14 protein-coding genes and 1 tRNA gene are annotated in these 12,911 nt (G+C 59.8%); 5 read left to right on the plus strand and 10 right to left on the minus strand.

Annotated elements, in window-relative coordinates; genetic code table 11:
* Positions 1-87 precede the first annotated feature (87 nt).
* Both upp and N434_RS02575 read left to right on the plus strand, forming a co-directional pair.
* Positions 88-717, plus strand: coding sequence for a uracil phosphoribosyltransferase (upp, locus tag N434_RS02570; RefSeq protein ID WP_065114535.1), 630 nt, complete (start codon positions 88-90; stop codon positions 715-717).
* A gap of 134 nt (positions 718-851) precedes the next feature.
* The gene (locus N434_RS02575; RefSeq protein ID WP_110755833.1) at positions 852-1,373 is read left to right on the plus strand and encodes a TIGR02281 family clan AA aspartic protease; all 522 of its coding nucleotides are present in this window, start codon (positions 852-854) and stop codon (positions 1,371-1,373) included.
* Here N434_RS02575 and deoA read toward each other — a convergent pair.
* From deoA to N434_RS02625, 10 genes are all read right to left on the minus strand, one after another.
* Positions 1,366-2,682 carry a thymidine phosphorylase gene (gene deoA / locus N434_RS02580; protein ID WP_110755834.1) on the minus strand — a complete coding sequence of 439 codons (1,317 nt, stop codon included), beginning with the start codon at positions 2,680-2,682 and terminating at the stop codon, positions 1,366-1,368. The genes N434_RS02575 and deoA overlap by 8 nt on opposite strands.
* Positions 2,679-3,452 carry a deoxyribose-phosphate aldolase gene (gene deoC, locus N434_RS02585; protein WP_110755836.1) on the minus strand — a complete coding sequence of 258 codons (774 nt, stop codon included), beginning with the start codon at positions 3,450-3,452 and terminating at the stop codon, positions 2,679-2,681. Before deoC ends, deoA begins: the two co-directional genes overlap by 4 nt.
* Before the next feature lie 2 nt (positions 3,453-3,454).
* Complete coding sequence (locus N434_RS02590) at positions 3,455-4,255, minus strand: purine-nucleoside phosphorylase (RefSeq protein WP_065114531.1); 801 nt, start codon at positions 4,253-4,255, stop codon at positions 3,455-3,457.
* A complete protein-coding gene (locus N434_RS02595) occupies positions 4,255-4,674 on the minus strand; it encodes a cytidine deaminase (RefSeq protein ID WP_110755838.1) in 420 nt (139 codons plus the stop codon). Before N434_RS02595 ends, N434_RS02590 begins: the two co-directional genes overlap by 1 nt.
* Before the next feature lie 4 nt (positions 4,675-4,678).
* The gene (locus N434_RS02600) at positions 4,679-5,650 is read right to left on the minus strand and encodes an ABC transporter permease (protein WP_110755840.1); all 972 of its coding nucleotides are present in this window, start codon (positions 5,648-5,650) and stop codon (positions 4,679-4,681) included.
* Positions 5,651-5,656: 6 nt separating this feature from the next.
* Positions 5,657-6,760 carry an ABC transporter permease gene (locus N434_RS02605; RefSeq protein ID WP_110755842.1) on the minus strand — a complete coding sequence of 368 codons (1,104 nt, stop codon included), beginning with the start codon at positions 6,758-6,760 and terminating at the stop codon, positions 5,657-5,659.
* Between the two features lie 7 nt (positions 6,761-6,767).
* Positions 6,768-8,273, minus strand: coding sequence for an ABC transporter ATP-binding protein (locus N434_RS02610; protein ID WP_110755843.1), 1,506 nt, complete (start codon positions 8,271-8,273; stop codon positions 6,768-6,770).
* Between the two features lie 83 nt (positions 8,274-8,356).
* The gene (locus N434_RS02615) at positions 8,357-9,349 is read right to left on the minus strand and encodes a BMP family lipoprotein (protein ID WP_065114526.1); all 993 of its coding nucleotides are present in this window, start codon (positions 9,347-9,349) and stop codon (positions 8,357-8,359) included.
* A 214-nt stretch (positions 9,350-9,563) separates the two neighbouring features.
* Complete coding sequence (gene msrA / locus N434_RS02620) at positions 9,564-10,214, minus strand: peptide-methionine (S)-S-oxide reductase MsrA (protein ID WP_110755986.1); 651 nt, start codon at positions 10,212-10,214, stop codon at positions 9,564-9,566.
* A gap of 77 nt (positions 10,215-10,291) precedes the next feature.
* Positions 10,292-10,609: a hypothetical protein gene (locus N434_RS02625; RefSeq protein ID WP_110755988.1), complete on the minus strand. Its 318-nt coding sequence runs from the start codon at positions 10,607-10,609 to the stop codon at positions 10,292-10,294.
* 220 nt (positions 10,610-10,829) lie between these two features.
* On the opposite strand from N434_RS02625, the gene N434_RS02630 reads away from it, so the two are divergent.
* The 3 genes from N434_RS02630 (at position 10,830) to N434_RS02640 (ending at position 12,807) form a co-directional block, all read left to right on the plus strand.
* A tRNA-Ser gene (locus N434_RS02630) sits at positions 10,830-10,919 on the plus strand.
* A 241-nt stretch (positions 10,920-11,160) separates the two neighbouring features.
* Positions 11,161-11,802, plus strand: coding sequence for a DUF2239 family protein (locus N434_RS02635; RefSeq protein ID WP_110755845.1), 642 nt, complete (start codon positions 11,161-11,163; stop codon positions 11,800-11,802).
* Between the two features lie 87 nt (positions 11,803-11,889).
* A complete protein-coding gene (locus N434_RS02640) occupies positions 11,890-12,807 on the plus strand; it encodes an alpha/beta fold hydrolase (RefSeq protein WP_110755846.1) in 918 nt (305 codons plus the stop codon).
* Positions 12,808-12,911: the final 104 nt, after the last annotated feature.

Below are 12,911 nucleotides of genomic sequence, written 5' to 3' on the forward strand. Positions count from 1 at the left end.
TGGCGGGGTAAAACCGCGAAGAAGGCTTGCGAAAAGCGCGCTTTCGGTGAATTACAGGGGCATAAGATAAAAAGGAAGGCCAGGTTCATGGACGGCGTCACAGTCATCGAACATCCGCTGGTGCGGCACAAACTTACCATCATGCGCAAGAAGGAAACTTCCACGGCCGGCTTCCGCCGTTTGCTCAGGGAAATTTCGACGCTGCTCTGCTATGAGGTGACGCGCGACCTTGAAATGACGATGGAAACCATCGACACGCCGCTCGAAACCATTCAGGCTCCGGTTCTGGAAGGCAAGAAGCTGGTTTTCGCCTCCATCCTGCGCGCCGGCAACGGTCTTCTGGAAGGCATGCTTGAACTGGTGCCTTCGGCGCGCGTTGCCCATGTCGGCGTCTATCGTGACCACGACACACTTGAGGCCGTCGAATATTACTTCAAGGCTCCCGAAAGCCTCGATGCCCGTCTGGTCATCGTTGTCGACCCGATGCTGGCGACCGGCAACTCCTCCATCGCTGCTGTCGAAAAGCTGAAGGAGCGTGGCGCGAAGAACATCCGCTTCCTGTGTCTGCTGGCAGCACCGGAAGGCATCAGGAATTTCCGTGAAGCCCATCCCGACGTGCCGATCTACACGGCCGCGATCGACAGCCACCTGAACGAAAAAGGCTATATCGTTCCCGGCCTCGGCGATGCCGGCGACCGCATGTACGGCACCAAATAAGGTCGTTCATCTTCGCTTAACCGTTTGCGCCATTCGCCGCCCGATAAGCGGCGAATGGCTTTTTCTTTTAAGATTTCAGCATGTTTTACGCCTATTCTGTTCAAGGATAACCGCCATCTTCGAGGAGCAACGGCTTGCTGGCGCGCGCAATTTTTCTGCTTGTCGGTCTTTCGCTCGGCGCCACGCAAATTCCGGCGCTGGTCGAAAAATTTCAGCCGCGTCCTGAAACCGACGTGGAAAAATCCGGCGCCGCACCCGAAGCTGTCAGACCGCAACCGGTTTCACTGGGCGGCGTCAATCTGAAAGCGGATGCGCGCGGCCATTTCAACGCTACCTTCCGCATCAACGGCAAATCCTTCGAAGGGCTTGTCGATACCGGCGCTTCCATGGTGGCCATCAACGAGACGATTGCGCGCCGGCTGGGTTACGGCGTCAACAGTCTTGATTTCAAATATGCGATCTCAACCGCCAATGGCCAGACAATGGCGGCGCATGTGAAACTCGACCGGGTGGAGATCGGCGCGATCCGCGTTCAGAATGTCGATGCCCTGGTGCTGAAGGACAATGCGCTGAGCAACATGCTGATCGGCATGAGCTTTCTGAAACAATTGTCGTCCTTCAAGGTCTCGGGCGGCGAGATGCGGCTGGTCAGATGATCCGTTCGAGAATGGGCGCATCGGTACCCGGCGCGCTGTCGGCGATACCGTAACAACCCTCTATCCTTTTCACGGCGCGCTCCGCTTCTTCTTTCGAAGCCGCATGGACGGTGGCAATCGGCTCGCCCTTTTCCACTCTCGTGCCAAGCGGCAGGATAGCCGAAATACCGACCGCCGGGTCGATGATATCCGAAGGCTTTTTTCTGCCACCGCCGAGTTCGACGACGACCATGCCGAGATCGCGCGTTTCGCAGGATGCGAGCCAGCCGCTTCGCCAGGCCGAAACCGGAAGAATGACCGGCGCGGACGGCAGATAACGGGCCGGGTTCTCAACGAAATCCGAAGGCCCGCCAAGGGCTGAAACCATTCGCGCAAATATTTCCATCGCGCGGCCGGAGGACAGCGCAGCCGCAGCCAGCGCCTCACCCGCAGCCAGCGTAGCGGCACGGCCAGCCTGCACCAGCATCTCCGCCGCAAAGGACAATACCACTTTCTCCAGACGGGTACCGGCCTTACGACCGGCCAGAAACTCCAGGCAGTTGACGATTTCGACCGCATTGCCCGCGGCATCGCCAAGCGGCTGGCTCATGTCGGTTATCAGCGCCGTTGTCGGCAGGCCCGCGCCATTCGCCACATCGACCAGCGCACGCGCCAGAGTGCGGGCATCGTCAACACTTTGCATGAAAGCACCGTTGCCGACCTTCACATCGAGAACCAGCGTTTCAAGACCGGCCGCGAGCTTCTTCGAGAGAATGGAAGCCGTGATCAGCGGAATGGAATCGACCGTCGCGGTTACGTCGCGAATGGCATAGAGGCGTTTGTCGGCAGGCGCCAGATTACCCGTCTGGCCGATGATGGCGCAGCCGACCGACTGCACCGTCCGACGAAACAGGGCTTCATCCGGCATCACATTGTAACCGGGAATGGCTTCCAGCTTGTCGAGTGTGCCGCCGGTATGGCCAAGGCCCCTGCCGGAAATCATCGGCACGGCAAGACCACAGGCGGCGACGATCGGTGCGAGCATCAGGGAGACGTTGTCACCGACACCACCGGTCGAGTGCTTATCCACCACCGGCCTGCCAATATCGCGCCATGAGAGGACATCGCCGCTGTCGCGCATGGCAAGCGTCAACGCCACCATCTCAGCGCGGTTCATGCCGCGAAAAAACACCGCCATGGCAAAGGCGGCCGCCTGCCCTTCCGATATGCCGTCTTTCGACAGCGCCTCGATGAAAGCGGCAATCTCCTGCGGCTCAAGAGACAGGCCATCGCGTTTGCGGCGGATGATCTCCTGCGGGATCAAGCTCAATACCCGCTGGCGGCCTTGGCCGGTTCGCCGCCGGCCAGCACGTTCAGCACATCGTCGAGAACGCCCGAAGCACCGAAACGGAAAGTGGACGGCATGGCCCAGTTGGGGGCCATGATGGTTTCCGCCAGCCGCAGATAAAGCGTCGCATCCTCCACTGTGCCGATACCGCCGGCAGGTTTAAAACCAACTTTCTGCCGGCTGTCGCGGATCGCCTGCAGCATGATGTCTGCCGCCTCCAGCGTGGCATTGACAGCGACCTTGCCGGTCGAGGTCTTGATGAAGTCAGCGCCTTCGGCGATGGCGAGTTCGGAGGCGCGGCGGATCAGAGCCTTGTCCTTCAACTCGCCGGTTTCGAGAATGACCTTGAGCAACACGGGTGCGACACAAGCCTTGCGCACGGCCGCTACCATTTCGCTAACCGCCGCTTCATCGCCTGCCATGAATTTACGGTACGGGATGACGAGGTCGATTTCATCGGCACCGTCACGGATCGCGGCTTCCGTTTCCGCCACGACAGTCGCGACATCAAGATCGCCCGAGGGGAAATTGACGACGGTGGCGATGCGGATCGCGTGTTCTTTTCCAAAAGCAGCGCGTGCCTGCGCCACGAAACGCGGCCAGATGCAGATGGCGGCGGTGTTGCCATAATCCGTATGCGCCCGCTGGCACAAAGCGGCGATCTGCTCGGGCGTGCAGTCTTCCTTAAGATTGGTCAGGTCCAGCAAGGACAGAGTGAGGGCAGCCGCTTCGCGCGGACGCTGGAGTTCCATGGTCACGCTCCTCCTGAGATCATTTCCTTCAGAATGGCGGCAAGTCGTTTGCCGCCCACGGGAGCCATGTCCTTGGTTTCCTCATGGCTCAGTTCCGCGCCAGTCATGCCGGCACCGTAATTGGTAATAACCGATGCGGCGGCGACGCGCATCCCGAAAAAGCGCGCGAGGATGACTTCCGGCACGGTGGACATGCCGACGGCATCCGCGCCGAGAAGCCGCGCCATGCGAATTTCCGCCGGCGTTTCGAAGCTCGGCCCGGAAAACCACATATAGACGCCGCCGAACAAGGGCACCGTCGCGCGGATCGCGGCGTTGCGCATGGCCAGCATCAGGTCCGGATCATAAGCCGTGGTCATGCCGACGAAGCGGCGATCGCTTTCCTCGCCGATCAGCGGGTTCATGCCGGAATAATTGATGTGATCGGTGATCTGCATGACGGAGCCGGGTGGCATATCCTGCCTCACCGAACCAGCCGAATTGGTGAGGATGAGCGATTGCACACCGAGACCGGCGAGTGCCTCGATGACCGGGCGCATCGCCGCCGGATCGCCCTTTTCGTAGAAATGCACCCGGCCGGACAGCATCATGACGGGCTCACCGCCGAGATAACCGGCCACCAGTTCGCCCGCATGGCCGGAAACGCCACCGGCGGGAAACCCGGGAAGATCGGCATAGGGCACACGGATCGGGTCGCTGATTTCCTCGACCAGCGACCCAAGGCCGGAGCCGAGGACGATGGCGACACGCGGCATCAGGCCGTTCAGGCGCTCCACCAGAATATCGATCAAACCATCCGTCATCAGGGTAGCTCGGTCTTGAAGACGGAGGGCAGAAGCTCTTCCATGGTCATGACCTTCTGGACGCCGGTTTCGTCGCAAAGATAGATCCTCGTCTGCGGCGTGGCGAATTCGGCAATCTTCTGGCGGCAACCACCGCAGGGCGTGCAGAGCGGCAGCTTTTCGGCAAAGACGGCGACTTCGCTGATCTTCTTCGCCCCGCCCATGATCATGGCGCTGATGGCTGAAGGTTCCGCGCACCAGCCCTGCGGGAAGGAGATGTTCTCGATATTGGCGCCCTTGTAGATTTTGCCGTCATCAGCGCGGATCGCCGCGCCGACGGGAAACTTCGAATAGGGCGCATAAGCGAAGGCCATGGCCTCCACCGCCGCCTCGAACAGGGCATGGGATGTCGGGTCGGGGGATGTCGGGTCGGAGGACATGGGTTTAACGCTCCTTCGCATAGGCAACGCCACCGGCCTTGGGGGGCTTGGCGACGCCGATGAAACCGGCAAGCAGGATGCAGGTCAGGATATAGGGCATGGCCTGGAAAATCTGCACCGGCACCTCGCCGATGCCAGGCACGGATTTGCCCTGCATGAAATTGGCGAAGGCATCCAGAAAACCGAAAAGCAGGCAGGCAAACATGACCGGCACCGGCTTCCATTTCGCAAAGATCAAGGCGGCAAGCGCAATATAACCCTTGCCGGCAGACATGTTGGCGATGAAGGCTGCCGACTGCGCAACGGCGAGATAGGCGCCTGAGAAACCGCAGAGGAAACCGGCGACGATAACGGCGCGGAAGCGCATCCATGTCACCGATATGCCGGCCGTATCGACAGCACCCGGATTTTCACCGACAGCGCGCAGGCGCAGGCCGAAACGGGTGCGGTAAAGCACCCACCAGGAAAGCGGCACCGCCAGGAAGGCGAGATAGGTGAGGATATTGTTGCCGGAAATGACATTGGCATAGAGCGGGCCGATGAAGGGGACTTCGCGCATGGCATCCGCGCCGGGCAGGATGATTGGCGCAAAACGCCCCTCCCCGGGCAATTGCGGCGTGCGGCCACCTTGCCCAAACCAGGCCTGGCCCAGAACCACCGTCAGACCGGCGGCGATGAAGTTGAGCGCTACCCCTGAAACGATCTGGTTGCCGCGATTGGTGATGACGGCAAAGCCATGGATCAGCGAGAACAGGATGGAGACGGTAATACCGGCCAGCAGACCGGCCCACGGGTTTGCGGTAAGATAGGCAACACAGGCGGAAGCAAAGGCCGCCGCCAGCATCTTGCCTTCAAGCCCGATATCGAACACGCCCGCGCGTTCGGAAAACAGCCCGGCAAGCGCGGTGAAGAGAAGCGGTATGGTGAGGCGGACGGTCGAGCCGAGAATGCTGACCAGCATATCGAAAAAATCCATATCAGCTCACCCCTTTGCCAAACGCTGGTAGATGCGGACGACCGTCGGCCGGTACATATATTCCAGCGCGCCGGCGAAGAGGATCACCAGACCCTGGATGACCACAATCATCTCGCGGGTAATGTTGGGCATCTCGAAGGAAAGATCAGCACCACCCTGATAGAGGATGCCGAACAGCAATGCCGAGAAGATGATGCCGAGCGGATGACTTCGCCCCATCAGCGAGACGGCGATGCCGACAAAACCTGCACCACCGACAAATTCCACCTGCAGGCGGGCGGACGCGCCCATGACCGGGTTCAGCGCCATCATGCCCGCCAGACCGCCGGAAATGAGCATGGCGATGATGACGGTGCGCGCATAGGGAATACCGGCATAGATGGCGGCCGACGGGCTGATGCCGAGCGTACGCATTTCGTAACCGAGCTTGGTGCGCCAGATCAGCACCCAGACAAGAAAACACATGACCAGCGCGATGAGGAAGGACACGTTGAACGGCGCGGGTCCGAGCTTGAGGCCGAACAGCGCCATCAGCCAGTCGAGCTTCGGCAATTGGCCGCCGGCCAGGAAGGTGCGCGTTTCCGGCGCCATCTTGCCGGGCACGATCAATACATTCACCAGCAGATAGACCATCAGGGCCGCGGCGATGAAATTGAACATGATGGTGGTGATGACGACGTGGCTGCCGCGCTTGGCCTGCAGCCAGGCCGGAATGAAGGCCCAGGCCGCGCCGAAAAGTGCAGCCCCGATGACGGCGAAGGGCATCGTCACATACCAGGGCACGTAACGGTCGAGCGCCAGCGCCACCAGCGCAGCACCTAGGCCGCCAATATAGGCCTGGCCTTCGGAACCGATATTGAACAGCCCGGCATGAAAGGCCACGGCGACGGAGAGGCCGGTGAAAATGAAGCTCGTCGTGTAAAACAGCGTGAAGCCGATGGCATCGCCACGACCGAGGGCGCCTTCGATCAACAGGCGGAGCGCCGCCAGCGGGTTTTCACCAATCGACCAGACGACGAGGCCCGAAATCAGAAAGGCGGTGACGACGTTCAGCAATGGCAGCAGGCCGTAGCTGATCCAGTTTGGTAGGGGAACGGAAGCGGTGCTCATTCATGCCTCATGCGGCGATGCCGGCCATCATCAGGCCCAGCGTCTGTTCTTCGGCTTCCGCCGTTTTTTCTCCAACGACACGGCCGGCGAACATGACCATGATCCGGTCCGAAAGGGAGCGGATTTCATCGAGTTCGACCGAAACCAGCAAAATCGCCTTTCCGGCATCACGCATTTCGATGATGCGGCGATGGATGAACTCGATGGCGCCGATATCCACGCCACGTGTCGGCTGGCCGATGATCAGCATCTTCGGGTCGCGTTCGATTTCGCGGGCGACAACAATCTTCTGCTGATTGCCGCCGGAAAAATTGGCGGTCTTCAAATGCGGGTTCGGCGGGCGGATGTCGTATTTCTCGATCTTTTCGACGGCATCCCTGCGGATGGCCTCGGGGTTCAGGAAAGGCCCCTTTCCGTAACGCTCGTCATGGTGATAACCGAGGATGGAGTTTTCATATTCCTCGAATTTCAGCACCAGCCCCATATGATGGCGGTCTTCCGGGATATGCGCCAGACCAAGTTTGCGCAGGATCGCCGGATCGGGACGATCCACCTTCTGGCCATCCACCCATATCTCGCCCGAAGAGGGCTTGCGTATGCCGGCGATGGCTTCCAGCAGTTCCGATTGACCATTGCCGGCGACCCCGGCGATGCCGACGATTTCACCGGCGCGGACATCCAGCGAGACATCGTCGACCATGGTGACACCACGGCTGTCCTTGACGGTGAGATTGCGGATGGACAGCAGCACTTCTCCCGGCGTCGTCTCACCCTTCTCCACCCTGAGCAGCACCCGGCGGCCGACCATTAGTTCGGCCAGTTCCTCGACGCTGGTTTCGGAGGTCTTGCGGGTCGCGACCATTTCACCGCGGCGCATGACGGAGACGGAATCCGTGATCGCCATGATTTCGCGCAGCTTGTGGGTGATGAGGATGATGGTCTTGCCCTGCTCGCGCAGGACACCGAGGATCTTGAAAAGGTGATCGGCCTCAGCCGGCGTCAGAACGCCGGTCGGCTCGTCAAGGATCAGGATTTCGGCACCACGATACATGGCTTTGAGGATTTCGACGCGCTGCTGCAGGCCAACAGGCAATTCTTCGATCACGGCATCCGGATCGACTTCCAGCCCGTAATCATCCTCCAGACGCTTCAGCTCCTTGCGCGCTCCGGCCCGGCCCTTGGCCAGCAATGCGCCGCCCTCGGCGCCCAGCATGACGTTTTCGAGCACGGTGAAATTTTCGACCAGCATGAAGTGCTGGTGCACCATGCCGATGCCGGCGCTGATGGCCGTCTGGCTGTCACGGATCGCGACAGGAGAACCGTTGACCCGGATTTCGCCTGTATCGGCCTGGTAAAAACCGTAGAGGATCGACATCAATGTCGATTTTCCGGCACCGTTTTCCCCGATGATGCCGTGGATGGTACCCTTGGCAACGGTCAGATTGATATTCTTGTTGGCGTGAACGGCACCGAACTTCTTGTCGATGCCCACGAGCTCGATTGCAGGGTCCATACTCAAACCGAAACCTCTCCGAAGGCTGGATATGAAAAGGGCGCAAGATGAAAAATCACCATGCGCCCCAGTCACATATCATATCATTTCGGGCAGGAATTGTCCGCCATGTAGTCATGGACCTTGACGGTGCCGGCAATGATGTCGGCCTTCGCCTTGTCCACGGCGGCAATCATCTCAGGCGTGATCAGGGCCTTGTTGTTGTCATCGAGCGCGTAAGCCACGCCGTCTTCCTTGACGCCGAGCGCCACGATGCCGGAGGTGAACTTGTCGTCCTGGGCGTCCTTATAGGCGTTGTAGACGGCCAGATCGACGCGCTTGACCATGGAGGTCAGAACCGAACCCGGATGCAGGTGGTTCTGGTTGGAATCGACGCCGATCGAGAACTTCTTGTTGTCGGCCGCGGTCTGCAGCACGCCGATACCGGTCGCACCGGCCGCCGCGTAGATCACGTCAGCACCCTGGTCGATCTGGTTCTTGGTGAGCTCGCCACCGCGCACCGGATCGTTCCAGGCAGCACCTGTTGTACCGGTCATGTTCTGGAAGACTTCGATCTTGTCGTTGGCAGCCTTGGCGCCCTGTGCATAACCACAGGCGAACTTGCGGATCAGCGGAATATCCATGCCGCCGATGAAGCCGACCTTGCCGGTCTTGGAAGCCATGCCGGCCAGCAGACCGACGAGGTAGGAACCTTCATGTTCCTTGTAGACGACCGAGCGGACATTCGGCAGTTCGACGACGGAATCGACGATCACGAATTTGGTGTCCGGGAATTCGGCTGCAACCTTTTCCATGGCCGACGTCCAGGCGAAGGACACGGCAACGACGGGGTTGAAGCCCTTGCTGGCGAAGTTGCGGATGGCCTGTTCGCCCTGCGTGTCGCTGGTCGGCTCGAAGTCACGGTACTCGATGCCCGTTTCCGCCTTGAACTTTTCAGCGCCGGCCGCAGCGGCTTCGTTGAACGACTTGTCGAACTTGCCGCCCGTGCCATAGACCAGCGCCGGCTTGATATCCGCGGCGAGCGCGGAAGCCGACATTGCGGCAAGCGCAAAAAGCGTCAGAAGGGATTTTTTCATTGTGCAGCCCTGTTGTTGCAATTGATATTATAAGGGTCCTCCCGCAAACCCGTGGACCGGGAATGTCTGCGGAACCGCCAGCCGTTATACCGGCTGTGCTTGCCTCATATCCTTGCATGGCTCAATGAAAAATTCATCCGGTTTTTTTGACCCGGTGGAAAAACTTTGATCTGGCGCTTTTTTAGTCTTTCCACCGGGGTGACCTGCAAAAAAACTAGTCGATATTGCAGCTTACGCCGGTTCCCCTCAAGCCGCAGTAGCCACCCGGGTTCTTGGCAAGATATTGCTGATGATAGTCCTCAGCATAATAAAATGTTTCAAGCGGCCCGATCTCAGTGGTGATCGCCCGGCCATGGCCCGCATCTTCCAGAGCCTGCTGAAAAACGTCCCGCGCCTTCTGGGCCTGCTGCAGTTGGCCTTCCGTCGTCGCATAAATGGCGGAACGATACGTGGTGCCAACATCGTTGCCCTGCCGCATTCCCTGAGTCGGATCATGCTCCTCGAAGAATATCCTGAGCAGGCCCGACAGCGAGATCACGGCCGGATCGTAAACGACCTTCACCACTTCGGCGTGACCCGTCTGGCCCGTCGTCGTTTCCTGATAGGTCGGATTGCGGGTAAAGCCGCCGGCATAACCCACCGCCGTCACCCATACGCCCGGCGTTTGCCAGAACAGCCGCTCCGCACCCCAGAAGCAGCCCATGCCGAGATAGATGATTTCAAGACCATCGGGATAAGGACCCTTCAGGGGCCGGCCGTTCACGAAATGAAGTTCCGGCACGGCAAGCGCCTCTTCACGGCCGGGCAAGGCCGTTTCTTCGGTCGGCATCGTCGTCTTTTTCGAAAGCGTATCGAACAGGAACATTCGGTCCTCCATGCGGCCAGTTCCGCCGCTTTTCACGGTTCACATCTGCGCAGCGCCACCGTCGTCATGCTGAAAGATCAGACTGACAGACGCCTCATCGCCTTGTGCTTCCTGTAACCCGCCATCCAGCAAAGCAGGGACAGCGTGAGGAAAAAGGCAGATGCCGGCAGCGCCGACAGCCCATTTTCAATGAAGCGCCACGCTTCAGGGTGAATATAGTGAGCCATACCCGCTTCCACCATGGTGCGCGAGGCGAGAAGAAGATAGTTCCACACGGACAGGATGCCGGTAATGCTCACCGAGGATGTCGAAACGGAGCGGATCGAATCGAGCACACCCAGAAAAATCGCGGCCACGAGGAAAAGAAAGCTCAAAAACCGCAGAAAAGCCTTCATCCGGGACACCTCGCTTACGGCCTGCCAGTCAGGCAACCACATTCTGAAACATATAATGCATCGATAAAGGCGGGAAAACCGGTTTGCAATCACGTCGGAAGGCAGGAAATTGCCGACATTTCAAAAAACTGTCAGATTCGTGTTGATCCCTGCGAATTCATCGGTATATATCGCGCCGTTCCAGTGATTTGCATTCTTCATGACATGCAGACTTGAAAAAGGACAGGTGGCCGAGTGGTTTAAGGCGCACGCCTGGAACGCGTGTGTGCGTGAAAGCGTACCGTGGGTTCGAATCCCACCCTGTCCGCCATATTTCCCGGAATAATCAGCCAAGCCCGCGACTTAACGTCGATTGCCGCCTGTTTTCCCCGATACGCCTTTTCTGTCCCGCAAGACGGACGTGTTCGCGGACCCCATGGTGGCCGCGTCCGGCGGCGCTCGCGTGACGGGCGAATCTCGCTTTCACCATATCTCGCTCATTTTACCCGGGTATAATTGACGGAATTGTTTTACGCGGATATTAATCGCGTATCCATTTTGGCGAGCGCGACATGTCGAATCCCCCCAGCAGACCCTGCACCGCATTTTCCGGCGATAGATTACTGCTCAGCGGTCCGCTGGCCGAAGTAGCCATCGCAATCCGCCGATCGGGCGAGACGGACGAAACAATCCTCGTATTCGATGATGCGACAGGTCGTGTCGTCGATCTCGATCTGCGCGGCACCGACACGGACATCGTTGAACGGCTGTCCCACCCTCCCAAGGCGGCTGCGGGAAGCGATTGCCCGAAGACCGGCGCAACCTCCAGCCTGGCGGTTTTGGAGGAAAGACAGGATCAGAAGAGCCGCGGACGGCCGAAACTGGGAGTCGTCGCCAGGGAAGTGACCCTGCTGCCACGACAGTGGGAATGGCTCGCAACCCAGCCCGGCGGCGCTTCAGCGGCACTAAGGCGCTTGGTGGACGGGGCCAGAAAGGCTGCGCATCCGCATCAGGAAAAGCGGGCGGCACAGGAGGCCGCCTATCGATTCATGCAAGTGATCGCTGGAAACCTCCCCGGTTATGAGGAGGCGATACGAGCCCTCTTTGCGGACGATCGCCCCGTACTGGAAGAACGGACCATTTCGTGGCCCGCGGATATCAGGGCCTATGCCCTGCGTCTCGCATTCAGGCCGGACAATCACCAGCATCCGTGACGTGCCGGGAAACCGAACACCACGAGCAGAGCAGAACAGAGCCGACCCATACCCCCTGTTTTCCCTAATTTTCGCCGGAGGGCCGCCGTGAATATTGCAATATCCAATGGCATCGAACTCGCCTGGGACAGTTTCGGCGATGCCACGAATGAGGCGATCCTGCTGATTTCCGGGCTGGGAACGCAGATGATCCGCTGGACGATACCTTTTTGCGAGCAGCTGGCCGCAGCGGGTTATCACGTGATTCGCTTCGACAATCGCGATACCGGCTGCTCCACCCACTTCAGCAGTTCGCCCCCACCGGATTTCGGCGCGCTTGCCTCCGCATTGATGGCAGGACGCCGGCCCCAGGTGCCCTATGCTCTTGGCGATATGGCGGTCGACGCCATCGGCCTCCTCGACGCGCTCGGCATCGCGCGGGCGCATGTCGTTGGGCGCTCGATGGGGGGAATGATCGCACAGATTCTTGCGAGTGATCACACTGACCGCATCCTTTCCCTGACCTCGATCATGTCCAGCACCGGTAATCCCGCCCTGCCGCAGGCGGCACCCGATGTCATGGCAATGATGATGCGCCCCGCACCTGATCCCGCCGTCGATCAGGAGGGGTTTCTGGCTGTGCGCCTCGCTTTCGCACGCCGGATTGCGGGGGCGGGTTATCCCCTCAACGAAGAGGCCCATCGTGCTCTTCTGCTGGAAGAGATGTATCGCAACCATGACCCCGACGGTGTGGCACGGCAGATCGCAGGCATGGCGGTGGCAGGGGACCGACGCTCGCGTCTGGCGACGATCACAGCACCGACGCTCGTCATTCACGGAACCGACGATCCATTGATCCCGCCAGCCTGCGGTCACGATACGGCGCTTTCGATCCCGAATGCGATTTATCTGCCGATCGAAGGGATGGGGCACGACCTGCCACGCGAACTCGACCGGACGGTGATAGAAGCCATTTGCAACGTGGCCGGAAAGAAAATCCTTGCGGGAACGCAGCGCCCTGCGTAGCCCGCCATGGCACCTGTCATGCGCAACAGCGACCCAAATCGAACTTCGCCGTTCCCGCCGGCGGTCACACCGGATGATGGCGCGGCGTAACGTCAAAGTCGCGT

The sequence above is a fragment of the Rhizobium sp. UGM030330-04 genome (assembly GCF_003208455.1).
Taxonomy (GTDB): Bacteria; Pseudomonadota; Alphaproteobacteria; order Rhizobiales; family Rhizobiaceae; genus Agrobacterium; species Agrobacterium rhizogenes_A.

Coding starts and splice junctions, on each gene's coding strand:
- upp (WP_065114535.1), top strand. CDS start 88: ATGGACGGCGTCACAGTCATCGAACATCCGCTGGTGCGGCACAAACTT.
- deoC (WP_110755836.1), bottom strand. CDS start 3,452: ATGGAACTCCAGCGTCCGCGCGAAGCGGCTGCCCTCACTCTGTCCTTG.
- N434_RS02590 (WP_065114531.1), bottom strand. CDS start 4,255: ATGACGGATGGTTTGATCGATATTCTGGTGGAGCGCCTGAACGGCCTG.
- N434_RS02595 (WP_110755838.1), bottom strand. CDS start 4,674: ATGTCCTCCGACCCGACATCCCCCGACCCGACATCCCATGCCCTGTTC.
- N434_RS02600 (WP_110755840.1), bottom strand. CDS start 5,650: ATGGATTTTTTCGATATGCTGGTCAGCATTCTCGGCTCGACCGTCCGC.
- N434_RS02605 (WP_110755842.1), bottom strand. CDS start 6,760: ATGAGCACCGCTTCCGTTCCCCTACCAAACTGGATCAGCTACGGCCTG.
- N434_RS02610 (WP_110755843.1), bottom strand. CDS start 8,273: ATGGACCCTGCAATCGAGCTCGTGGGCATCGACAAGAAGTTCGGTGCC.
- N434_RS02615 (WP_065114526.1), bottom strand. CDS start 9,349: ATGAAAAAATCCCTTCTGACGCTTTTTGCGCTTGCCGCAATGTCGGCT.
- msrA (WP_110755986.1), bottom strand. CDS start 10,214: ATGTTCCTGTTCGATACGCTTTCGAAAAAGACGACGATGCCGACCGAA.
- N434_RS02625 (WP_110755988.1), bottom strand. CDS start 10,609: ATGAAGGCTTTTCTGCGGTTTTTGAGCTTTCTTTTCCTCGTGGCCGCG.
- N434_RS02635 (WP_110755845.1), top strand. CDS start 11,161: ATGTCGAATCCCCCCAGCAGACCCTGCACCGCATTTTCCGGCGATAGA.